This window comes from Ruminococcus sp. 8Y-12 (genome assembly GCF_058119865.1).
Genome location: NZ_CM176623.1, coordinates 432,962 through 456,751, shown reverse-complemented (window position 1 = coordinate 456,751; position 23,790 = coordinate 432,962). Strand labels below are relative to the sequence as shown.

The 23,790-nt window shown below is 41.2% G+C and carries 23 protein-coding genes and 1 pseudogene; 23 read left to right on the top strand and 1 reads right to left on the bottom strand.

The window, feature by feature from the left end:
* Positions 1-114 precede the first annotated feature (114 nt).
* The 22 genes and pseudogenes from AC0THY_RS01770 to AC0THY_RS01665 all read left to right on the top strand — a co-directional run bounded on the left by AC0THY_RS01770 (position 115) and on the right by AC0THY_RS01665 (position 21,902).
* Positions 115-1,437, top strand: a complete 1,323-nt coding sequence (locus AC0THY_RS01770) for a S1C family serine protease (RefSeq protein WP_489992757.1) — start codon at positions 115-117, stop codon at positions 1,435-1,437.
* 125 nt (positions 1,438-1,562) lie between these two features.
* On the top strand, positions 1,563-2,507 hold the full coding sequence (locus AC0THY_RS01765; protein WP_489992756.1) for a 3'-5' exoribonuclease YhaM family protein: 945 nt from the start codon (positions 1,563-1,565) through the stop codon (positions 2,505-2,507).
* Entirely contained in the window at positions 2,504-3,862 is a 1,359-nt protein-coding gene (gene rlmD, locus AC0THY_RS01760; RefSeq protein ID WP_489992755.1) for a 23S rRNA (uracil(1939)-C(5))-methyltransferase RlmD, read from the top strand. The genes AC0THY_RS01765 and rlmD overlap by 4 nt, the downstream gene beginning before the upstream one ends.
* 591 nt (positions 3,863-4,453) lie before the next feature.
* Entirely contained in the window at positions 4,454-4,585 is a 132-nt protein-coding gene (locus AC0THY_RS01755) for an N-acetyltransferase (protein WP_489994130.1), read from the top strand.
* A 91-nt stretch (positions 4,586-4,676) separates the two neighbouring features.
* Complete coding sequence (locus tag AC0THY_RS01750) at positions 4,677-5,534, top strand: DUF4238 domain-containing protein (RefSeq protein WP_489992754.1); 858 nt, start codon at positions 4,677-4,679, stop codon at positions 5,532-5,534.
* Between the two features lie 683 nt (positions 5,535-6,217).
* Positions 6,218-7,240 (top strand): virulence RhuM family protein, encoded by a 1,023-nt coding sequence (locus AC0THY_RS01745; RefSeq protein ID WP_489992753.1) that lies wholly within the window; start codon positions 6,218-6,220, stop codon positions 7,238-7,240.
* 340 nt (positions 7,241-7,580) lie between these two features.
* Positions 7,581-8,093: a hypothetical protein gene (locus AC0THY_RS01740; protein WP_489992752.1), complete on the top strand. Its 513-nt coding sequence runs from the start codon at positions 7,581-7,583 to the stop codon at positions 8,091-8,093.
* 179 nt (positions 8,094-8,272) lie between these two features.
* Positions 8,273-8,764 carry a GyrI-like domain-containing protein gene (locus AC0THY_RS01735; protein WP_489992751.1) on the top strand — a complete coding sequence of 164 codons (492 nt, stop codon included), beginning with the start codon at positions 8,273-8,275 and terminating at the stop codon, positions 8,762-8,764.
* 40 nt (positions 8,765-8,804) lie between these two features.
* Positions 8,805-9,368 (top strand): DUF3795 domain-containing protein, encoded by a 564-nt coding sequence (locus AC0THY_RS01730; protein ID WP_489992750.1) that lies wholly within the window; start codon positions 8,805-8,807, stop codon positions 9,366-9,368.
* 121 nt (positions 9,369-9,489) lie between these two features.
* Positions 9,490-9,807, top strand: coding sequence for an HTH domain-containing protein (locus AC0THY_RS01725; protein WP_489992749.1), 318 nt, complete (start codon positions 9,490-9,492; stop codon positions 9,805-9,807).
* A 48-nt stretch (positions 9,808-9,855) separates the two neighbouring features.
* Positions 9,856-10,089 carry a hypothetical protein gene (locus AC0THY_RS01720; RefSeq protein WP_489992748.1) on the top strand — a complete coding sequence of 78 codons (234 nt, stop codon included), beginning with the start codon at positions 9,856-9,858 and terminating at the stop codon, positions 10,087-10,089.
* A 125-nt stretch (positions 10,090-10,214) separates the two neighbouring features.
* Positions 10,215-10,481, top strand: a complete 267-nt coding sequence (locus AC0THY_RS01715) for a hypothetical protein (protein WP_489992747.1) — start codon at positions 10,215-10,217, stop codon at positions 10,479-10,481.
* A 1,406-nt stretch (positions 10,482-11,887) separates the two neighbouring features.
* Positions 11,888-12,298: pseudogene (locus AC0THY_RS01710) on the top strand (DUF1016 N-terminal domain-containing protein); the annotation flags it as partial.
* Between the two features lie 60 nt (positions 12,299-12,358).
* On the top strand, positions 12,359-12,895 hold the full coding sequence (locus AC0THY_RS01705; RefSeq protein WP_489994129.1) for a PDDEXK nuclease domain-containing protein: 537 nt from the start codon (positions 12,359-12,361) through the stop codon (positions 12,893-12,895).
* Between the two features lie 123 nt (positions 12,896-13,018).
* A complete protein-coding gene (locus tag AC0THY_RS01700) occupies positions 13,019-13,714 on the top strand; it encodes an alpha/beta hydrolase (RefSeq protein ID WP_489992746.1) in 696 nt (231 codons plus the stop codon).
* Between the two features lie 112 nt (positions 13,715-13,826).
* Positions 13,827-14,459 (top strand): GNAT family N-acetyltransferase, encoded by a 633-nt coding sequence (locus AC0THY_RS01695; RefSeq protein WP_489992745.1) that lies wholly within the window; start codon positions 13,827-13,829, stop codon positions 14,457-14,459.
* 68 nt (positions 14,460-14,527) lie between these two features.
* Entirely contained in the window at positions 14,528-15,139 is a 612-nt protein-coding gene (locus AC0THY_RS01690) for a class I SAM-dependent methyltransferase (protein ID WP_489992744.1), read from the top strand.
* 113 nt (positions 15,140-15,252) lie between these two features.
* On the top strand, positions 15,253-17,781 hold the full coding sequence (locus AC0THY_RS01685) for a DUF4268 domain-containing protein (RefSeq protein ID WP_489992743.1): 2,529 nt from the start codon (positions 15,253-15,255) through the stop codon (positions 17,779-17,781).
* An 80-nt stretch (positions 17,782-17,861) separates the two neighbouring features.
* Positions 17,862-18,338, top strand: coding sequence for a GNAT family N-acetyltransferase (locus tag AC0THY_RS01680; protein WP_489992742.1), 477 nt, complete (start codon positions 17,862-17,864; stop codon positions 18,336-18,338).
* 182 nt (positions 18,339-18,520) lie between these two features.
* Positions 18,521-18,883, top strand: coding sequence for a BlaI/MecI/CopY family transcriptional regulator (locus tag AC0THY_RS01675; RefSeq protein ID WP_489992741.1), 363 nt, complete (start codon positions 18,521-18,523; stop codon positions 18,881-18,883).
* Positions 18,884-18,890: 7 nt separating this feature from the next.
* Positions 18,891-20,489 (top strand): M56 family metallopeptidase, encoded by a 1,599-nt coding sequence (locus tag AC0THY_RS01670; RefSeq protein ID WP_489992740.1) that lies wholly within the window; start codon positions 18,891-18,893, stop codon positions 20,487-20,489.
* An 18-nt stretch (positions 20,490-20,507) separates the two neighbouring features.
* Positions 20,508-21,902 (top strand): hypothetical protein, encoded by a 1,395-nt coding sequence (locus AC0THY_RS01665; protein ID WP_489992739.1) that lies wholly within the window; start codon positions 20,508-20,510, stop codon positions 21,900-21,902.
* 78 nt (positions 21,903-21,980) lie between these two features.
* Here AC0THY_RS01665 and AC0THY_RS01660 read toward each other — a convergent pair whose 3' ends face one another.
* Positions 21,981-22,457 (bottom strand): flavodoxin, encoded by a 477-nt coding sequence (locus AC0THY_RS01660; RefSeq protein ID WP_489992738.1) that lies wholly within the window; start codon positions 22,455-22,457, stop codon positions 21,981-21,983.
* 283 nt (positions 22,458-22,740) lie between these two features.
* Here AC0THY_RS01660 and AC0THY_RS01655 point away from each other — a divergent pair, with 283 nt between their 5' ends.
* On the top strand, positions 22,741-23,604 hold the full coding sequence (locus AC0THY_RS01655; protein WP_489992737.1) for a transglutaminase domain-containing protein: 864 nt from the start codon (positions 22,741-22,743) through the stop codon (positions 23,602-23,604).
* Positions 23,605-23,790: the final 186 nt, after the last annotated feature.

Below are 23,790 nucleotides of genomic sequence, written 5' to 3'. Positions count from 1 at the left end.
ATTGAAAACCTAAAATTTCTCCAAATTCATAGATTGTTCATATATATTTGGTAAAATAGGCGAATATATGGGGAATAACCAGGGGGAATGTTAGAATAAAAGGAGATTGCTTTTATGCCGGAGAAGGAAAGAAAAGAATTTACTTTTATGAGTGAACAGTTAAAGAAGAAACCCTTCTATAAAAAGAAGTGGTTTATACGGGGTTGTCAGGCAGTAGCGCTGGCAGTGATCTTTGGGGCGGTAGCAGGCTTCACCTTTGCGGCAGTGATGCCGTGGGCGGAAAAACAGTTCGGGGAGCCGGACGACCCGGCCCAGATCGTGATCGTTCAGGATGAGACCGAAAGCGAGACCCAAAGTGAAACGCAGACAGAGACGCCAAGGGAAACGCAGACAGAGACTGAAACCCAGACAGAGAGTGAGACAGCCCCTGTAAAAAAGGAAGAGACCATAATACAGAAAAAGGAGCTGGATATCTCAGACTATAAACAGCTGTACTGGAAGATGGCCTCTGTGGCGGAGGAGGCTGCAACCTCAATCGTCACAGTCACCGGTGAGAGCAGCAATGAGGACTGGTTCAATGAAGTGATAGAGAATCATGTGCAGGCCTCGGGGTTGATGATCGAGAAAAACAGGCAGGAGCTCTTTATTCTGACGGAGAAGCGCACCATCGAGGGAGCCGACCGGATCATAGTCACCTTCAGCAACGGAACCACTGCAGAGGCCACACTGGTGAAGCAGGACAGCGCCTCCGGAATGGCTGTGGTAAAGGTGCCCCTTGTTTATCTGGATGATGAGACGAAGAAGACCATTCACAAGGCCAACCTGGGTGACTCCTATGTGGTGAAGCAGGGAGACCCGGTGATTGCCCTGGGAAGCCCTGTGGGCAACAGCAATTCCATATCCTTTGGAATGATCACCTCTGCAGTGCCCATCTCCACGGTGGACCAGGAGTACGAGGTGCTGACCACCGATATCATAGGAAGCAGTCAGGGAAGCGGTATCCTGGTGAACCTGGACGGAAAGATCATTGGCATCATTGCGCAGACCTTCCGTCAGGGCAGTGACCAGATCACCCTAAGTGCTCTGGCGCTCTCAGACATCAGGGAGCTGATACAGGCCCTGGCCAACAATGAAGAGTGGACCTACATGGGAATTACCGGAAAGGAAATCACAGAAACCATCTCTAAGGATCAGGATATGCCCTGCGGCATCTACATCAAAGGCGTGGCAGCCGATTCCCCGGCCATGTACGCCGGAATCAAGGTGGGTATAGACATTCTGGTAAGTATCGGCGGAGAGCCGGTGAGGACCATGGAGGAGTACGTGGAGGAGCTGCAGAAGCACAGGCCGGATGAGATCGTTATGGTAGGGCTGAAACGCAGTACCCTGGATGGATATGTGGATATGGAAGTGGCGGTGACCTTAGGGAGAGGATAGATGCAGCAGGAGCCTTAGGGAAGTTAAGAAAAAGGATCGTGAGCCTCGGGGTAGTTGTGGCAGAGAAAATAGACCCGGAAGAGGTCATTAGGGAAAGAAGATAAGATTAGAAAGGTTTAAGGGACATGAAGTATATTGAGACATTAAGAGAAGGCGACCGGTTGGGGGATATTTATCTGTGCAAGTTTAAACAGATGGCGGTGACGAAGAATGGAAAGACTTACGAGAATGTAATTTTGCAGGACAAGACAGGAAGCATTGACGCAAAGATTTGGGACCCCGGCTCACAGGGAATCGATGAATTTGAGGCCCTGGACTATGTGGATGTGGTGGGGGATGTGACCAGTTTCCAGGGGGCTCTGCAGTTGAACATCAAGCGGGTCCGCAAGGCAGCAGAGGGGGAGTATGACCCCCAGGAATATCTTCCGGTGAGTGAACGGGACATTGAAGAGATGTACCTGGAGCTGCTGGACTACGTGGCTCTCATTGAGAATCCCTACCTGAAGCAGCTGACAGACAGCTATTTTGTAGACAATGAAGCGTTCATCAAGGCATTTAAATTTCACTCAGCGGCTAAGAGTGTCCACCACGGGTTTGTGGGGGGACTTTTGGAGCACACGCTGAACGTGGTCAAACTGTGTGACTTCTATGTAAAGCAGTACGCGATTCTAAACAGGGATCTGCTGTTTACCGCAGCCCTCTTTCACGATGTGGGAAAGATGAAGGAGCTGTCTGTATTTCCGGAAAACGACTACACGGACGAGGGGCAGCTTTTGGGTCATATCTACATGGGAGCGGAGCTGGTGGGAGCCAGTGTCCTGCGCATCCCGGGATTTCCAAGAAGATTAGCAGGAGAGTTGAAGCACTGCATTCTGGCGCACCATGGAGAGCTGGAGTACGGATCACCCAAAAAGCCTGCTCTGGCGGAGGCAGTAGCCCTGAACTTTGCGGACAACACGGATGCAAAAATGGAAACCTTTAAAGAAGCATTGAAAAGTGGAGGAGAGAACAGCAGCTGGCTGGGATACAACCGGCTGTTTGAGTCCAACATCAGGAAAACAAGTATATGAAGAAAGACGATATCATACAAGTAAAGATAGAAGATATAGGAACAGACGGAGCCGGCATCGGAAAGATGGACGGCTTTGCTCTGTTTATAAAGGACGCAGTCATCGGGGATGTGGTGGAAGCCAAGATCATGAAGATGAAAAAACATTACGGATACGCCCGACTCATCCGTGTCATAGAGCCGTCACCCTTTCGCGTTGAGCCTAAATGCCCGGTGGCCCGTCAATGCGGTGGCTGCCAGATCCAGGAAATGGCCTACCAGGAGCAGCTCAAGTTCAAAGAGAACAAAGTGAAAAACAATCTAAAGCGCATCGGGGGCTATGAGCATATAGAACTGGAGCCCATCGTTGGAATGGATGAGCCTTTTCACTACAGAAACAAAGCCCAATTCCCAGTGGGAGTAAACAAGGATGGAAAGATCGTCACAGGATTTTACGCGGGAAGGACCCACAGTATAATCGAAAACCGCAGCTGTGCCCTGGGTGTGGAGGTAAACAAAGAGATCCTGGATAAAGTGATTGCTTTTATGGAAGAGGAGGGCATATCTGCCTATCATGAGGATACCGGGGAGGGCCTGGTGCGCCATGTGCTGATACGTTACGGTTTTCAGACCAGGCAAATCATGGTCTGTCTGGTCATCAATGGGGAGAATCTGCCCAAAAGTGAGAAGCTGGTGAGGAGTTTGACAGATTTAGAGGGTATGACCAGTATCACACTGAATGTGAACAGGGAACGCACCAATGTGATTCTGGGGGAAAAGATCCTGCCTCTGTGGGGTAAGGAGTATATCGAGGACTATATCGGAGATATCCGTTATCAGATTTCCCCTCTCTCATTTTACCAGGTCAACCCTGTGCAGACGGAGAAGCTCTATCGCAAAGCTCTGGAGTACGCGGGACTCACTGGAAATGAGACGGTTTGGGACCTCTACTGCGGGATCGGGACAATCTCCCTGTTTCTGGCTCAAAAGGCCAGGAAGGTGTACGGGGTGGAGATCGTCCCGGCTGCGATCCGGGACGCCAAAAACAACGCCCGGATAAATGGAATTGAGAATGTGGAATTTTATGTGGGAAAGGCAGAGGAAGTGCTTCCCAGGGAATATAAAGAGCATGGAGTCTATGCAGACGTGATCGTAGTAGACCCTCCCAGAAAAGGGTGTGAGCAGAGCTTGTTGGATACCATCGTGGAGATGGGACCTAAAAGGGTGGTATATGTAAGCTGTGATAGCGCTACTCTGGCCAGGGATTTAAAGTATCTGAGGGAGAGAGGGTATGAGATGGTGAGGGGACAGGCGGTGGATCAGTTTGGGATGACGGTGCATGTGGAAACCGTCACGCTTCTCGTGCGGAAACCTTGATTCTAGGCGGGGCTGCGGGAGTATTTGGAGAAAATGGAGTTGTGTTTTTGCGGATGGTGAGATGGATAAGTTTCCGCAGATAGGGAGACGGGGATAACGCCGGAGAGTTTGAAAATGAGGATTTTGTTGGAAATAAGATACAATCTGGCAAAACCCTTACTGTTTAGCAAAAGATATACTATGTAGCAAAATCGTGGTCGGCCATTTCTTTCACATTCCAAATACTACTTTTATTATGAACGGTTTACCTTAGGTGTAGTAAACGGGACTTAGAGAAAATATAGGATGTTGCGGAGGTCCGGTATATTACGCCGATTGATGACAAAATGATAATCAGCAGGATAAATGATTAAAAGTTGGATATATGTATATAAAGGCATAATACCACAGGATTATCTTGAATCGATTCCAGAAGACCGCTGGATTATAAATTTAGAAAAATCAAGTTGGAGTATGCTGGTTAGCGTTGATAACGGAAGGATTGTGGGAACAAGTAGTTTTTGTGAATCACGTTTTAATTAGTTTGACGGGTGGAGAGAAATTATTTTTATTTATCTATTATCGGATTATATGAACTGAGGTTTTGGCAAAATCCTTTTTGACTCAGTTATTGTCGAGTTGAAGAAAATAGATTATAGATATATATTTTTGTGGGGTCTAGAAGAAAACCTGAGAGCAAGAAAATTTTACGAAAAAGAAGGATTTTTAATGGCTGATGATTAATTAGATGATAACATCGGTGGAAAAAATATACGTGAAATCAGACTTATTTATAGAGAAGAATAGTTTAATATTTGTAATTAAGGAGATATAAGTGAATAATATACCGAGAAGACATCATATTGTTCCCCAGTGCTATTTAAAATATTTTGTTAATGATAGTGGTAAAATTAAGGTATTTGATAAATTGAAAATTTGTGAATATTATGCATCCCCCAAAGATTTAGCTGTTAAGAGAGATTTTTATCGAGATTATTTAAGAAACAATGAGTTGATTTGGGAAGAGTTTTATTCTATGAATATAGAAAATAGTTTGCCAGAAACATTTGAGAAAATCATAAATAAAAGTACTAAGTTAAAATCTACGGAGAAAATTTTAGTGGATGAAGTCAAAAACAAGATGTCAATAATTATTATTACACAACTCTTTCGAACAGAAAAGTGGAGAAGGCATAGTTATAATTCTTTTAGTCCTAAGATTCCGCTTATTTTAAAAAATACAAAAGAAAAGTTGGATTTGTTAAAAGAGCGAACAGGAGAAACTTATATCTCTAAAATAGGGTTAGAGGCATTTGCTAAAAATCAATATCTTGAATTAGCAAACCACGAAATTACATTAAATCTTTCTCGCCAAATATTAATGGATAGAAATTGGATTTTAATTAGATCTAAGCTTAATGATAAAAAAATTTTTACAAGTGATAATCCAGTTGTTCTATATAATGAAAAACTAAAATCATATAAAATTGAAGATAATTATATTACTGATAGCAATAATTTTATTTTTTTTCCTATATCAACGCAGCTGTTTCTGATGATTCTTCCCTCTAATAATACCAAGTTAGATGACTTTGGTGAATATGTAGATAGTATTATTGATGGTACAAAAGAGATAATTGACTTTCAGAATTACGGACAAATGATTCAGGCGTCGCGACAGGTATTTATATAAATGGGGCAATTCCACGTTACCATATAAAAGAGTTTTAAATGATAATTTAAAATTATTTGCTATTAGTTTAGAAGATAAAGAATGAATATATGATGAGAAGCCTGTTATTAAATTTAACTTGAGAAAAGAAATAGAAGAGGTAGAAAAGCAAAATATTAAATTTAAAGAAATAAAGGAAAAAATGCCTCGAATTTAATTATTGATAATTTAATATATATTAATGCATTGCGTTAAAGTATAGGCTATTTTCCAAGTGAAGAAGAGCATTCTTAGGAAATATAAAGGGAATATGAGGCATTGGAATATGACAATGAAAAATCAAAATAACTTTGCTTAAAGAAAGAGTTATTTTTATGGGAGGGGTATTAAAAGGGGTAAATTTATTCATAAAGGGGTGATTTTTATTCAAAAGAGGTATGAGAAGTAAAATTGACGAAGAAATATACCCAACTATTCTGTAATGAATATGCTTTTGCCATGTAGTATAAAATATCCGTTTCACCGCATGTTGAGACGGTATGTCTATTGTCCAAACTTCATTCAGACTATCATATTGAGGTAGAACTTAAGATGGATAAGCTTGATTTGACGGCTACGGAGAGTAAAGCTACCTAAGAGAGTTGTATATAGAATGAAGTAGAAAGTTTATAGAAATGGCAATATCCAATATAAAGGGGGATTGAATGGTGGTGAGTAAAAAAGACAACACCAATCTAACTGGGAGCGAAATTCTCATATATCAAACGGAAGACGGACATACAAAAATTGATGTCAAATTTGAAGATGAGACTGTTTGGCTTTCACAGGCACAATTATGTGAACTCTATCAAACTAGCAAATCTAATATCAGTGAGCATATTAAGCACATTTTTGAAGAAGGCGAGTTAGATGAACAGTCAGTTGTTCGGAAATTCCGAACAACTGCAGCAGATGGAAAAAACTACAATACAATCCATTACAATCTTGATATGATTATTTCTCTTGGATATAGAGTGAAATCCAAGATTGCAACAAATTTTCGCCGTTGGGCTACTGAACGAATAAAAGAGTACATGATAAAAGGCTTTACAATGGATGATGAACGATTGAAAAATTTGGGAGGCGGAAATTACTGGAAAGAGTTATTAGACCGCATACGGGACATTCGTTCATCGGAGAAGGTCATGTATCGACAGGTGCTGGATTTGTATGCAACAAGTGTTGATTACAATCCCAAAAGTAGTGAGTCCGTGGCATTCTTCAAAATGGTACAAAACAAATTGCATTATGCGGCTCATGGTCATACGGCAGCAGAAGTTATATATGAGCGAGCAGATGCGAGTCAGCCATTTATGGGATTGAGAAGCTTTTCAGGTGATTTTCCGGCACTAAAGGATATAAGTATTGCAAAGAATTATCTCAATGATGAAGAATTAAAAATTTTAAATAATATTGTGTCGGGATATTTTGATTTTGCAGAAATTCAGGCTATGCGGCATAATCCTATGTATATGGCAGATTATGTAGAACATTTGGATAATGTCTTGAAAACGACAGGCGAAAAAGTACTGCAGGGTGCAGGAACATTTAGCCATGCACAGGCAATTGAAAAAGCAACAGAGGAGTATAGAAAATATCAGGTGCAAAATTTGTCTCCGGTTGAGGAAGAATATTTAGATAGTATTAAAAATATTCACAGTGCAGCAAAGAAAAATGGAAAGAAATGATTGAAATGCTGTTTTTCCTAAATTAAGAGGTAAGCATGATTTTCAGGCGGAGCGAGTAAAAGTATGGACAATGATACTCATGTGGAAACCGTGGCGTTGCTCGTGCGGAAACCTTGATTCTAGGCGGATTTAGGGGATTATTTGGAGAAAATGGAGTTGTGTTTTTGCGGATGGTGAGATGGATAAGTTTCCGCAGATAGGGAGACGGGGATAACGCCGGAGATTTTGAAAATGAGGATTTTGTAAAATATGTAACCAATTAGTTTTAACGAATTGCTTTTTTGGAATATAGTAACTGGAATTAGCCAAAAGTGGAAAGGTATAGGGGGAGGTGAATGTAATGTTGAGCGATGATATCCGTTTCTTAACAAACAGGGCTTTATGGGAAACAGAGAACCTGATAAATTGTATTCCAAATGAGCTTTGGAATAAGCGGTATGATGGAATTCCTATGTGGAAGTACCTTTATCATACTTTATATTCTATGGATAGATGGTATATGAATCCGTGCGATTCCTCCTATCAAAATCCTGAATTTCATACGGAAACTTTGGCAGATTTAAATATCATACCAAAGGACGAATGCCTGAAAAGAGAGCAATTAGAGAATTATTTTTGTCAGATTGAAGAAAAAATAAAAGTGTATATAAGAGATTTAAAGGACGAGGAACTTTCTTCGAAACCGGAAAAGTGCGATATTACCAGATTTTGTCTTATTTTGGGGCAATTCAGACACTGGCATCGCCATATGGGAATTATTTACGGTTTTATAGTAGCAGATACAGGAAAATGGCCATATGTTCTCAACATGGAAGGCGGATACCCAGAGGAACCAATGCCGAATTTTTACTAGGCGTTGGTACATTCTGCGAAACAAATGCAGGAATTCGGTATTTTTCGGCTGTCCTGCTGCATTTGCAGATACTTCAGGAGGAGAAATACTTGCCTGTGGCTTTTGGAGAGGAATACATAAGTTACAAAAAACATGTGTGCAGATACTTGGGAAGGAAAGGAAAAATTGGAGGTGGACAGATGGAGATAGAAAGATGTATTAAGGCCCCCTTTTCCGTGATTGGTAAAGAAGGTTCTACAGATGATGGGGAAGGATTTATACAGCGGTTGTGGAATGAGGCAAATAGCCATTTTGCAGAGATAGAGCATCTTGCTAAGAAAGATGAGGCTGGAAATATCAGTGGAATTTGGGGCATCATGTCTGATTTTTCCCATTCATTCAAACCCTGGGAAGAAAATTATTCACAGGGAGTCTACCTTGCAGGGGTAGAGGTGATTGATGGGGCCAAGGCTCCAGAAGGATGGACAAAGTGGACGATTCCGGGATATGAGTATCTCTATGTGAAATGTACAGAAGAAAATATATTTCCAAAAGTCATTTCATATATGCAAGAGCAGGGGATGGAATTAGCTGGCGCTGTCCATGATTTTAATTGTCCGGCAGAGAATGGACAGGGCTATATGTTCTTCCCGATACAGAGGATGTCAAACGGTGAAGAGATAGATGCTTGAGGAGCCAAATACCGGAAAGTAATCTCAAAGGAGTAAAAAATTGAAAGATTTCGTAAGAGACAACCTATGGTTCTCCCTCTGCGGCCTGAACTGCGGGCTATGCCCTATGAAGCTGGACGGACATTGTCCGGGCTGTGGAGGCGGAGAGGGGAACCAATCCTGTAAAATAGCAAAGTGCAGTATCCAGCATGGTAAGATAGAATACTGTAATCAATGTCAGGAGTTTCCCTGTGATAAATATGGGAGGGCAGATGAGTACGATATCTTTATCACACACCGGAATTGGAAGCAGGATTTTGAAAAAATGAAGGTAATGGGTGTGGAAGCCTACAATTATGGGCAAATGCAGAAGCTGGAAATATTGAAGCTTCTGTTGGAAGGCTATAATGACGGTAGAAGAAAAAGCTTCTTTTGTCTGGCGGTCAACCTCCTGGATTTAGAAGATTTGAAAACAGTGGTAGGGCATCTTGTGGAAGAAAAACAGTTGGAAAGTTTTACGCTGAAAGAAAAGTCAGCTTTTGCGGTAAAGCAGCTCCAGTCCATAGCAGAGCAGCGGGGCGTAGTGCTGAAATGGAATAGGAAACCCTCAAAACCGAAGAAATGACTCTTGTAAAATGTAGATTCATCATTTAAACTATTCTTATCTGGCATTACAGTTCTTAAATCACATCGTTCGGGAGTTCCCCGGTATATTCATCCATAAAAAGGGTAAAGGAGAAATGGGGATGGCATTTGGTTTAATTGATTTTGCGAAAGAGGTATTAGAGAATTCAGACAGGCCATTATCCGTAGAGGAAATGTGGGAGGAAGGATGTAAACAGGGGCTTGATGAAAGACTGGCTTCCTCCGGAAAGACTCCTGTCCGCACTTTATCGGCCAGGATTTACGTTGATTTAAAAAATAATCCCGAGTCGATATTTACACAGGTTAGTAAAAGGCCAGCGAAATTTTATCTGAATGGAAAAGCTTTCACGTCAGACCCGAAGGAAATTCAGGAAACGGATGGCAGCAGGGATACGGGCAGGTTTCATGAACGGGATTAACATATTCTTCTGTCCAGCTTTGTCTGCGCAGATGAGCATTTTAAATGTATGACAAAAACAATCTACCTCGAAGTTTCCAAGAGGGAGAAAGGCGGCAAGAACAGATGGCTGCATCCCGATATTGTCGGGGTTCATTTTCCGTTTAATTCTTATACGGAAAATACACTGAAGCTGTTCGATGTGCTGAAGGTCAATCCATATAAATTGTATTCCTTTGAGATGAAGATTAGTTTGAGTTTGTCAAACCTGCGGGAATGCTATTTCCAGGCGGTATCCAATTAAAGCTGGACGCATGAAGGATACCTGGCTGCGCTCCATATATCGGAGGAACCGGAACTGATGGATGAGTTGCGGAGGCTAAATAATGCCTTTGAAATTGGAGTAATCCGGTTGGACGCTGAAACTTTATGCAGAGTGAAATACTCTTTTCAGCGAAGGAGAAGGATTCCCTTGATTGGGATACGATAAACCGGTTGGTTGATGACAACCGGGATTTTAAAAGTTTTCTTAACGATTTGATGGAAGATATCAAGGTCGGGAAAATAAAAAGCAGATATGACAGAGTTTATGAAGACGAGGAGACGGCCAGCAGGGAGTTAAGGGAAAATAGTAATGAGCCGTTAACCCCGTTCCAGAAACAATTAAATGAAGTTAGAAAACAAATTAAAGAGTAGTAGAGAGAAAAAATAGGATACAAAAATACATTAATTTGCTTTTTAACAAATAGACAATCTAAGCATAGCTGAGAACACTTGTAGCCATGATTGTTATATGGGGAAACGATTTTAAAAACAGGGAGAAAAAGAGCCTAAAATTGGTGGAGTAAATCAAGCTTCAAAGGGGTGAAAAACCTCTGAAAGGGGTAAATCGCACCGCATGTGGAGACCGCCGTGCTTCTCGTGCGGAAACTTTGATTCTATGCGGGTTTGCTGGGATTGTTTGGAGAAAATGGAGTTGTGTTTTTATGAGAGGTGAAATGGATAAGTTTCCGTCTGGGTGGAGATGGGGTAACGTCATAGAGTATAAAAGGAGGGTTTTGTTGGAAAGAAAAGACAATCCTGCAAAACCCTTACTATTTGGCAAAAGCTCAAACTGACTAGCGAAAAAATTTTAATAGATAAGGTAAGAAGTATAAAAAGTGTTTATACAATAACGTTCTTCTTTAATATATATGTACTTACTTATAGTCTTTCGTTGTTCTGTGAGAATTTTTCAACTACTCTAAACAGATAAATACAATAAGAAATTTTTTTATAAATAAACCTATTGAAATATACTTATATGAGTGATATAATAAAAATGTCAGGAAAAATATTCCTGTGGATTGAAATAATAGTTTTATTTATATTGAATGAGGATAGTTGCCTGATCCATTATTGTAATTATAATAATATCAGGCATTCTCATTCTCGTTTCATAATAATGAGATTCTTAACATCTTTGCTTGATGTAGAGTGTTTGTGTAAATCGATATAAAATATTAAATCATTTTTGATACTGAAAAGTTTGAGCTGTATAAATGAGAAAGGTAATAAATAGAACATATAAGGAAAAGGGGGAAAATAGGGTGGAACCACACATCGACTAGTATATATTATCAAAGAGTTTATTTAAGATAGAAATAAAGTATTGAAAAATTGGAAAGGGACTTCAGGTAAATATTCTGCAGGTGAGACATGGAAGAAATATTAAGATGATTTTAATTGGTTATAAGCTGAAATTGATAATGGTAATAAAAGGAAAGTAGGGTTTATCTTAGGATGGCTTCATTGTGTGAGTTCACTTTCAAAAATAATCTAACTCGGTATAGGAAGTGGTGGACAAACACTTAAATTTAAAAGAAGATTATGATATTTTCCTTTTTTACTCAGACCAAGGATTCCTACCTATAATTCTAATTTGGAATACAAATATGGATTGGCTTATCAAAAACTCTCATTTAGTTCTATAGGTTATAAAATAGAGGAATATATTTGTTTTTTAGGAAATGAGAAAGATTGTTTCCATTTTGCTATTTATTTCTAAAGAGTTTATCATGTCTTATACAAAGAATAAAGAGAGAGTTTGACAAGGAGAAGCTATGGAACAACAGTTTTATGAACAAATTAAAAGAATTCTATTCCGAGCCAGAAACAAAGTATATCAAACTGCAAACTTTGCGATGGTGGAAGCATACTGGAATATAGGAAAAATTATCGTAGAGCAGCAAGGTGGTGAGGAAAAGGCGGAATATGGAACTAGCCTAATAGCAGAACTATCCAAACAGATGACCGCAGATTTTGGAAAGGGATTCACTGCTGCAAATCTTAAAAATATGCGTCAGTTTTATCTTACTTTTCCAAAAAGCTACGCACTGCGTAGCGAATTAAGCTAGACACATTATCGACTGCTTATGCGCGTTGAAAATAAAAATGCCCGTGAATTCTATACAGAAGAAGCAATAAAATCAAATTGGAGCACACGGCAGTTGGAAAGGCAAATTAATTCTTTCTTTTATGAAAGACTACTATCTAGTCAGAATAAAGAAAAGGTTTCGGAGGAAATCCAGAAAATGGAGCCTGTAAAAATACCAGAGGATATTATACGCGATCCATATGTATTAGAGTTTTTGGGTTTAAGTCCGAATGATGATTTCTATGAAAGCGACCTTGAAGGAGCATTGATAACACATCTGCAGAAATTCCTCTTAGAATTGGGGAGAGGGTTTTCATTTGTCGCCAGACAAAAGAGGCTTACATTTGAGGGACGGCATTTTCGAATAGATCTTGTCTTTTATAATTACATTTTGAAATGCTTTGTATTAATTGATTTAAAAATCGGAGATTTGACACATCAGGATTTAGGACAGATGCAGATGTATGTACATTACTATGAACGTGAATTGATGAATGAGGGGGATAATCCACCGATAGGAATTGTTCTTTGTGCGGATAAAAGTGAATCTATAGTAAAGTATACCTTACCAGAAAATGAAACGCAGATTTTTGCGTCAAAGTATAAGCTATATCTTCCAAGCGAAGAAGAACTGTCACAGGAATTGCAAAAAGAGTACAGGGCATTGGAATATGATAAAGATAAATCAAATTAACTTTGCTCAAAGAAAGTGTAATTTTGGGTGCTGCTGTGGATTGCCGGCGATATTATTGGGCTTTTCGGCTGTTATGCTGCATTTGCAGGTACTTGGGAAGAAAAGGGTAGATGGGGGAATACTATGAGAGAAAGTAAGATAATGATTGATCAGATTCCGGCAGTTCTCTATGGGGAGGTTTCCGATAGGTGTTTTCTATATATTCATGGAAAGCTTGGATTTAAGGAGGAAGCGGAATCCTTTGCAGAAATAGCCTGCACAAAGTGCTGGCAGGTTTTGAGCATTGACTTGCCGGAACATGGGGAGAGGAAACAGGAAAAAGACAGATTCAACCCATGGTGCGTTGTGCCGGAGTTGAAAACCGTTCTGCAGTATATGCAGCAGCACTTTAAAACCGTAGGACTGAGGGCGAACAGTATCGGTGCCTGGTTTGCTATGCAGAGCTTTGATGGTACGGAATTTAAGAGGTGTTTATTTGTCTCACCTGTTCTGGACATGGAAAAGTTGATTCAGAATATGATGCAGTGGGCAGGCGTGTCCGAAGAAAGATTAAAAAAGGAATCCTTAATTCCTACGGATTTTGGAGAGATATTATCATGGAAATATTATGAATATGTAAAAGCACATCTCATTACACAATGGCAGTGCCAGACCGATATTCTTTATGCTGGTAATGATAATATGACAGCGCTTAAGACAGTGGATGAATTTGCAGAGCAGTTCCATGCATCTCTTACGATTATGAAAAACGGTGAACACTGGTTTCACACGCCGGAGCAATTGATGGTGCTGAATCAGTGGATTACGGAGCGTGTATAAGTACGGATAGATTATTCGCTATCTGTAGTTGAAGGTATTATAGACTATAGTTTAGATGACTTTTAAATTAAAGGAAAAAAGGCTGAAGCCAGCATGAAAGGGAGAAGTGAAAATGATTATTCGAAATGAAGAAATAGGAGATTATGAGGAAGTAGAAGCCATTACAAGAAAGGCTTTTTATAACTTATATGTTCCTGGGTGCGTGGAGCATTATCTGGTCCATATCATGCGTGGGCATGAAGATTTTGTGCCGGAACTGGACTTTGTGATGGAAGAAGATGACAGATTGATTGGAAATATCATGTATACAAAAGCAAAGCTGGTTGATGAGGCAAAGAAGGAAAAACAGGTTTTAACCTTTGGGCCGGTCTGCATTTTACCGGAATACCAGCGGATGGGGTATGGAAAAATGCTGATGGAGTACTCTTTTGAAAAAGCGGCGGCTCTTGGATATGATGCCATTGTGATATTTGGAAATCCTGGTAATTATGTCGCACGTGGTTTCAAAAGCTGTAAAAAATATAACATATGTACGGAAAACGGGGGATATCCGGCTGCGATGATGGTAAAGGAACTGGTAAAGGGTACTTTTGATGGAAGAAAATGGGTTTATTATGAAAGCCCGGTTATGCAGCTTGATGAGGAAAAGGCACAGCGTTTTGACGATACTTTAGAAAAGATGGAGAAGCGGCATCAGACAAGCCAGGAGGAATTTTATATACTCAGCAATTCGTATGTACAGTAATCTTAGGAAAGGCCGGATCGCTTTCCTAAGCAATAATAAAGAATGCAGAAAGTGTATCTTTCGGAGGAGTGGATTTGGGAAAAAAGACGGAACAGTCCAAAAAAGTATATAATGATATGGCGCAGGAATATGATTCTGCCCCGGAGGGCAATTACACAAGACCCCATAAAAAAGAAATTATTAATAAGGCTGTGCTCAGGGACGGAGATAATATTCTGGACGTTGCCTGCGGTAATGGGTATCTGCTTGGAGAACTTTCCAAAAGGGCGAAAGTCAATGCTTTTGGTGTTGATATTTCTGAAAATATGATTGCTGTCGCCAGAGAAAGATACCCGGCTTGTACATTTGCAGTTGGTCCCTGCACTCCTCTCAGTTTTGAAAACGAGAGTATGGATGTTATAACAGTGTCTTGTGCATTTCACCACTTTGAAACACCCCAGAAATTTGCCAATGAATGTATGCGGGTATTGAAGAAAAAAGGGAGAGTTTTTATTGCGGAACCATTTTTTTCTCCAGTGGTGCGGTGGCTTGCCAACACGGTGGTATTTCCATTTACCAAAACAGGTGATGTGAGGGTATATAGCAAGGAAGAGCTGCAAGCGTTCTTCGAATTAGCTGGATTTACTGATATTGAATCCTACATAACAGGTACCGTGTTGTTTGTTTCGGCAAGAAAGTGAATCGTATTTTGTCGGACGGCAAAGAGGTAATGGTTTGCGGATGATGAAAAATGGACTGTATTTGTTGATCCCTGGTGGATTGAAACAACATTGGATAAAGGAGATAAAACCAAATGAAAGGTTCAGAGTGCAGATTAATAGAGTACATGGAAGGTTCAAAGAAGCGTTTTATAATCCCAGTTTATCAGCGTAATTATGACTGGAAAATGGAGAACTGCAAGCAGCTTTACGATGACCTTATAAAAGTAATTAAAAACGATAGAAGAAGCCATTTCTTCGGTAGTCTTGTATCGGTTTACGAGCCTTCTGGGAGAAATACGGAGTTCCTTGTTATCGATGGTCAGCAGCGCTTGACGACTGTATCTTTGCTGTTTTTAGCAATGTATAATCTGATTTCGAACAATGTTGTTGTTCCAGAGGATGAATCGCTTGGCAAGCAGCTTTATGAAGACTTCCTAGTTGATAAATATCAGCCACGGGAAACCCGCATGAAATTAAAACCAGTTAAAAATGACCAGGAGGCTTTTGGTAAGCTCTTTGACCGTGTAGATGAACATATCAGAGAGTCCAATCTAACTGCAAATTATAACTACTTCTACGATAGAATCCAAAGGCAGGAAATCACAATTGACCAGCTTTTTGATGCAATCTGCAGTTTGGAAATTATCAATATCACATTAAACAATGAGGATAATCCACAGCTTATTTTTGAGAGCCTCAACTCGACAGGCCTTGACCTGAGCGAAGGTGATAAAATCAGAAATTTCATTCTGATGGGACTTCCGGCAAAGGAGCAGGATGAATATTACGATAAGTATTGGAATCGTATCGAGAAATGCACCAAGTATGATGTGAGCGCTTTTGTGAGAGATTACCTCAGTGTAAAACAATTGGCCATCCCATCTCAGAAGAAGATCTATATTAGCTTCAAGGAATACGTGGAGACATCATTGTTAGTCGCAGAAGACCTGCTGAAAGATTTGCTGGCTTATGCAAAGCGCTATGAGATCTTGCTAATTGGCGGTACTAAGAATAATGCATTGAATGCTTGCATTAATAGATTAAATCGATTGGAGACGACAGTCACCAGACCGTTCTTTCTTGAAGTGCTTCGATTGCACGATGAAGGTAAAATGGATAGCTCTCAAGTAACAGATGTATTTCTGATTGCAGAAAACTATCTGTTCAGAAGAACGATCTGTGACCTGCCTACAAATGCTCTGAATAAAATATTCTTGATGCTTCATCGAGAAATCATCCGATACGACGGTACGGATACAGACTATGTTGAAAAGTTTAAGTATACGCTTCTGTCTAAAAAAGAAAGAGCTCGTTTCCCGGATGATGATGAATTTGCTGTTCGATTTACTGAGAGACCCGTTTTTCAGATGAATAGCAAGAATAAGATATACATCTTAGAACGTCTGGAGAATTACGGTACAGCAGAAGATAAAGATGTATACAGACACTGCTATGATGGTATTTACTCCATTGAACATATTATGCCGCAGCATTTAACGCCTGCTTGGGTAAAGGCATTGGGTGATGATTACGCGCAGATTCATGAGACATGGCTGCACAGAATTGCAAACCTTACTTTAACTGCTTATAATTCTAAATATAGCAATCGCATTTTTGAGGAAAAGAAAACCATGAAAAATGGTTTTGAAGATAGCGGCATTCGTATGAATACATATATTGCGAAGAATGAAAAGTGGACGCTTTCGGAACTTGAAGAGCGAAATCAGTATCTTCTGGAGCGTGCTCTTGAAATATGGGCGGCGCCATCCACAGATTTCAAACCACAGGAAAAGCAGCTGGATTCTTGTACGCTTGACGATGAGGCTGCTTTAAGTGGAAGATTGATTGCGCGTTTCAGTTACAAAAACACGGAACAGCCGGTAACAAGCTGGGTGGAAATGTTCCAGAAGGTACTACAGATTCTTTACGCTGAAGATAAAAGCGTCATTACAAAACTTGCTGTATCCGCGGATGATAATATTGCATTACACTTTAGCATGAATGAAACTGATTTTACTAAGAGCGCCGAGATAGGTGATGGCATCTTTGTTTTGACGAACACAAACACACAGAGCAAGCTGTCTGTATTAAGCAGAGTGTTTAAATTATATGATGCAGACCCTGCAGATTTAGTATTTTATCTACGCGACGAAACGGAAGGCGCGGAGGATGAAATCGGCACCAGACATGAACTTCGCAGAAAATACTGGACTTATGCTTTAGAGCATATTAAACAGGCTCATGGGAATGGCGGCTCATTTTGCAATGTAAATCCATCAAAGGAAAATTGGATAAATGGTTTCATTGGTATTAGTGGTTTTAATCTTGCTTGTGTAGCAAATTATGATTCAGCCAGAGTTGAGCTGTATTTTGGCAAGCCAAAGAGGGAAGAAAATAAAAAGGCCTTTGACTCGATCATTCAGTATAAGGATGTTATTGAGAAGACTCTGGGAGTAACTTTGATTTGGAACCGCGGCGAGGATATAAAATCATCGAAGATTGCATATCAGCTGCAAGGTGTAAGCATAGAAAACGAAACAGACTGGCTTCAGATGGCAAAGTTTCATGCAGAGTGGAGTAAAAAGTTATATGATGTAGTTGTACCTTATTTAGATGTATGACAGCAGTGCAAAGTGGAGATGTTGGTATGTGTGGAATAATATTCGATTAAAACAGATAAGAACATAAATCGGAGGTTTCCATGGAGTATATCATCAGAGAAATATTAGAAGAAGAATATGGTTTGCTTGAAACCTTTTTGTATGAGGCCATCTTTGTGCCTGAAGGTATGGCTGTCCCGCCGGAATCAATCATAAAACAGCCTGAATTGCAAGTATATTTAACAGACTTTGGGAAGAAAAAGGATGATATAGGTTTGGTGGCGGAAGTTGGCACAAAGGTAGTCGGCGCTGTTTGGGTTCGTATTATGAATGATTACGGGCACATCAATGATACGACCCCTTCGGTTGCTATTTCCTTATATAAAGAATACCGGGGAAGAGGGATAGGTACTGCTTTGATGAAAGAAATGCTTTGCTTATTGAAACAAAGAGGATATAAGCAAACTTCGCTTGCAGTGCAAAAAGTGAATTATGCAGCAAAAATGTATAAAAAAGCAGGGTTTGAAGTGGTTGATGAAAATGAGGAAGAGTATATAATGGTTTGTCATTTACAATGAAAATATCACGGAAAGGCTGAAATCAGAATCCTTGATTCCTACAGATCTTAGAAAGACACTATAAGCTGTTGATACGTTAGAGATTAACGTGTCATCAGCTTTTTCTTTTATACCTTGACATATCCATTCTACTGTAATAGAATAACAGTATATTCTATTGTAGTAGAACGGAGGAAGGATAAATGGACTTAAAACTATTTGATTCAGAGCGGCGTGTGATGGAGTGTCTTTGGAGCAGCGATGGCAGCCTCACTGCCAAGGAGATTGCAGGACAATTATCCGGGCAGGTGGGCTGGAGTAAGACCACCACTTATACAGTAATTCGCAAATGTATTGATAAGGGTATTATTAAGCGCATTGATCCGGGGTTTCACTGCTATCCATTGGTGACCCGGGAAGAGGTATGTACAAAGGAAACAGAGGAGCTGATTGAGCGCAACTTTGGCGGATCAGCAGATCTATTAGTAGCCTCCTTACTTGGGGCTAAGAAACTGTCAAAGGAAGAGATTGAGCGCATGAAAGAATTAATAAAAGAATTGAGGTGAGTTATAAATGATGTCCCTGATTGAGATGACCCTGGAAGGAGCTGTAATCATTGCAGTGATCATTCTTATCCGTTCTCTGACAATGCACAGGCTGCCCAAACAAACATTTCTCTTATTATGGGCTGTGGCATTGATCCGATTATTGGTGCCGGTACGAATAGCTTCCCCGGCAAGTATTTATTCAGTAACGCCTGGACTGACCGAGTTCAGGCGCAGCGGAATTTTAACGCCGGAATTAGCGGCACAGACTGTCGCAGTTTCAACGGACAAGGCGGCTTTTACCGCTTCACCCTGGATGATTATATGGCTGACCGGAGGTGTTCTGCTGGCCTTTGCAATCCTGATCTGTCATATAAAGAACCGGCAGATATACAGAACCTCACTTCCTGTGGAAGATCCCTGGATTTCACATTGGATGGAATGTCATCGTCTGAGGCGGCCTGTCTTTGTGCGCTTTTCGGATCAAATAGAAGCTCCTCTTACCTATGGTGTGCTATGGCCCGTTATTTTGCTGCCGGCAAAGACGGACTGGTCCGACGAGACACTGCTGGGATTTGTTCTGGCACATGAAATGTCCCATATCCGCAGATTTGACGCACTGAGCAAGTGGTTTTTGGCTGCTGTCTTATGCTTGCACTGGCTTAACCCCCTGGTATGGGTAATGTATATATTGGCTAATCGTGATCTGGAGCTCTCCTGTGATGAATCTGTGGTGCATATGTATGGACTAAAGTCACGGAGCGACTATGCTCTGGCCCTTGTAAATATGGAAGAACAACGGAGTGCATTTACACCGTTGGCTAACTGTTTTTGCAGAAGCGCCCTCAAAGAGAGGATTACAGCTATTATGAAATCACCCAAGAAATCAATCGCAAGCCTTGCGGTGGCTGCAGCTCTGATCGGAACTACCATTATAGTTTTTGCTACTTCTGCACCTGCTGACCATACCCCATCCCAAGAAACTCAGAGCAGCGCTGTAATGGAAATAGTAGAGGAGGCCGTGGCTGAGGGAGGAAATTTGCAGTCCCCTTCCTATACAAAAGCACAATATGATGATCTGATGAAGGACATCAAATTGGAGGGATATGAAGAGATGTCCATAGCTGAATTCAACAGCAGGATTTACGCTTTACTATCCAGTGAAAATGAGGAGAGGAGGATTCTGTTTGAACAGATTTTAGCTTATCTTCCCGAGGATGACCCTGAAGCTGCATACTTGTGCAACACCGTACAGGCGTCCCTTGAGGAGTATACTGCGCGAATGGAAGAAGTGTATTCGGGGAAACAAAATGATCCTGAGTTTTATGGATCTGCCTATCGTGAATTGAAGGAGGATGTGTATGGAGATGAGGTGGTGACGGAAAGCCGTCGTGTATCCTATGAATTTACCTACCGCATCTTAGACCAGGATAAGCTTACCGTCCGGGAAAGAGATGAATTTCTGCAAAACATTGTACGAGTCATGCAGAATAATGCAGATAAAAGTACCTCTGATACGTTTACAAAAGATGCGTTTGAGAAAATGCTGACATCAACAGGTGAGAAAGCCACCACCGGAAAGATTTCTTTCACAGGGGGAACGGTAATGGATATAGAAAGCTATTGAGAGAAAGGAGAATATCAGATGTCTCGTACGAAACAACAAATAATCATGGTATTTGCCATCACTGCTGCAGCCCTTGTGATGTCCGGGTGTGTATCTTCCTCTGTTAATATGCCTCAGTCCCAGGAATATAGCAGCACAAGGGGACATGCACACAGATGGGGAGGATCTGTGGAAAAATATACGAAGACAGATTATGATTTTCTGCTGGCTTTTCGGACCGATGGCTATGAAAGCCTGTCGGTGGAGGAGTTTAACCGCAGGGTAATGGACTGGGATGAGGAAGAGGCATATCACAAAACAGAAGATATCTTAAGCAGAGTCTTTGCCACACTCTCTGAAGAGGATGAAAATGCGGATTTTATTTTGATTACTCTGGGAAATACCTGGAATGAATGTGAAAAAAAGCATTATAACACCTGCGAAAGAGAGAAATCCCCATGGCACAGCGGCTATGCAGAATGTGAGACTTACGGAGATGTCTTCGGAGATAAGGTGAGGCTGACGGGGGGTTACGCAGAGTTTGGCTTTGATTACAATCTGGACACCAGCAAAAGTCTGACTGTCGGCCAGCGGGATGATTTGTTGGACAGTATCAGCACCAAGCTGGAGGCATATATGAAGGAACAGCCTGCCGGAGCATTAAAACAGGAGGAGACAATGAAAAAGGCCCTTGCCGTTCAGTTAGAAGACCTCTTGAACTCCATGGATGAAGGCATCATCTGGGGAGGAAACAGCGACATCAGCTATTATTGGGACGCTCCGTATGAGGCTGTGGAGGATACGGTTGCCCAGGCTGCAGAGGCAACCTCGGAGGGCGAATACATTTACACGAAGAAGCAGTACAATCTTGTGATGGAACAGTTAAAGCCTGAGAATTATGAACAAATGTCTGTCTCAGAATATAACCGCACCATAAACAAGGCTTTTTCCGAGGATACGAAAGATGAGGATGGGATGAATTTTGCCTATGAGATGGTTGTGTCCACCTTATCAGAAAAGGATGAGAACTGGGACTATCTGCATGGCACAGTACAGAGAGCCTTAGATGAGTACCAAACCAGAACGCGCGAAGTCTACACCGGAAAAAATACGGACTTTTCCAGCAGCGGAGACATCCATATCCCCCTGATGGAAGATGTATTTGGAGATCAGATGGAGGTAGGGGGTATTGAGGGGGCATATGAATTTACTTATCGTATTAAAGATGCGGATAAGCTGACAGTGAAGGGCAGGGAGGATTTCATAAAAAGTGTAAATCAGAAAGCAAAAGAATCTGTGGAAAAAGAGATGAAAACGGGTACTGTGGATAAAGCGGGATTCAAAGCCCTGCTGGAGACTGCGGGAAAGGAGTCGGGGAACGAATATATTGAATTTACAGGATGCACCCTGGAATTCTTTGAAGTGTACCGCTGATAAGAATCGCAAGGAATCCTTATAGAGGAATCATAATTATTCAGCAGGTCTGCGCATTTACTGCGCAGACCGTGAAAATCACAGCCAATTTGCTGCCCAGTCCGAAAGCTCTTTGCCGGAAACCTGTCCCGCAAAGCGTTTGCCCTCTGCCACCTTGGCTTTGGGTGCAAGAGCCGCCATATTTTTATCGGAATTGCCCATGTCGCTGCCGCCGGATGTTGCAAAGGGGATTATGGTCTTACCGCTAAAATCATAGGCTTCCATGAAGGTGTCAACAATGGACGGTTCTCTGTACCACCAAATCGGAAAACCTACAAATATCACATCGTACTGGGACATATCTGCTATCTTAGACCGGATTGCAGGGCGGCAGCTTGGGTCATTCATTTCAATGGAACTCCTGCTCTTACTGTTCTGCCAGTCAAGGTCCGCATTTGTGTAAGCCCTCTCTGCCTGAATTTCAAACAGATCTGCCTTGATTTCTCCTGCCAGCTTTTCCGCCAGCATTTTTGTCACTCCGCTTGCGCTAAAGTATGCAACTAATGATTTACTCATAAATATCCTCCTTGTTATTGTTTTAATTCATGCTCAGTAATTTAACAGAGTACGGCTACATCTTTCGATGCGTAGATTAGCTTCTGAGTTAAATATACAACTTGGAGTTAACTTTAAGTCAATAGGTTTTTCAGCAAAACATGGTATGATTATCCTGGTAAGTGGATTCCTCCATCCAAGGAGGGTGGCGCTGTTCCTTGAAAAAAGCAGTACTTTCGTGTAAGATATATTTATCAAACAAAGGGAGAGCAGTCGAGATATGTGCTGAGATAGGGAGGATGAAATGAACGTGAAAAAGAAATGGAATATAGCAGCAGCATTGATTATGATATTGGCTGTTTTGACAGCCGGATGCGAATACAATGAGAAGGCAGACATGGCTTTTCCCAATAATCGCTACTCTTACGATAAAACAGAAGGGTTTCGATGTGATACCTGGACAAGCTATGACAAGGAGTATTTGGAAACCCTTAAAGAGGAGTATGGACTGGAAAAGTTAGTCGCAGAGTGTAAGGACGATTTTGAAAAGGTGAAGACCGTAACAGAATGGGTTACAAACCTCTGGTCCCATAACGGAGATAACGTACCGGAACAAGGTGACCCGATCTCCATCTTACACGGTGTGACGGAAGAGGGGCAACAATACCGCTGTGTGGAATATGGGGTGGTTATCTCCGGATGTCTGAATGCATTGGGTATACCCACACGTACTCTTGGATTGAAAACACAGGACGTAGAAACAAGGGAGTATGGGGCCGGACATGTGGCGGCAGAGGCCTATATCAGGGACCTTCAAAAATGGGTCTTTATCGATGGACAGTGGGGAGTTATCCCTGTAATGGATGAAATGCCTTTGAATGCTGTACAGTTAAGTGAGGTATTGGAACATCCCGACCACTATGAGAAACCAGTGAAATTTCTCTCTTTTCTGGATGGAGGATCAGACGGATATGCAGAATGGATAGGGGAATATCTCTATTATTTTGACTGTGTTGGATATACATATTCAGATGACAGGCTGCAGGAGACATCCTTGATGCTGACACCAATAAATGCGAAAGAGCCGGGCATTTTTCAGATCAAGTATCCATTGGAGATTAATATTTATACCAATTTTGTCTCTGAATTCTATCCTGCGGCAGTTTAAACCGGGCAGCAGATAAGTTTAAAGGAACCCGCTTATTGTGTCCAAAGAATAAAAACATGACACACAGCTGACCTATTCACTTTGATAAGATAAAATGGTAACCAGAGAATGAGGCATTGAAAAATAGTAACTGGAGTGTTGGACGGATAAGGGATATCCAACCCCAGACAAGAAAGAGGAGCGGGA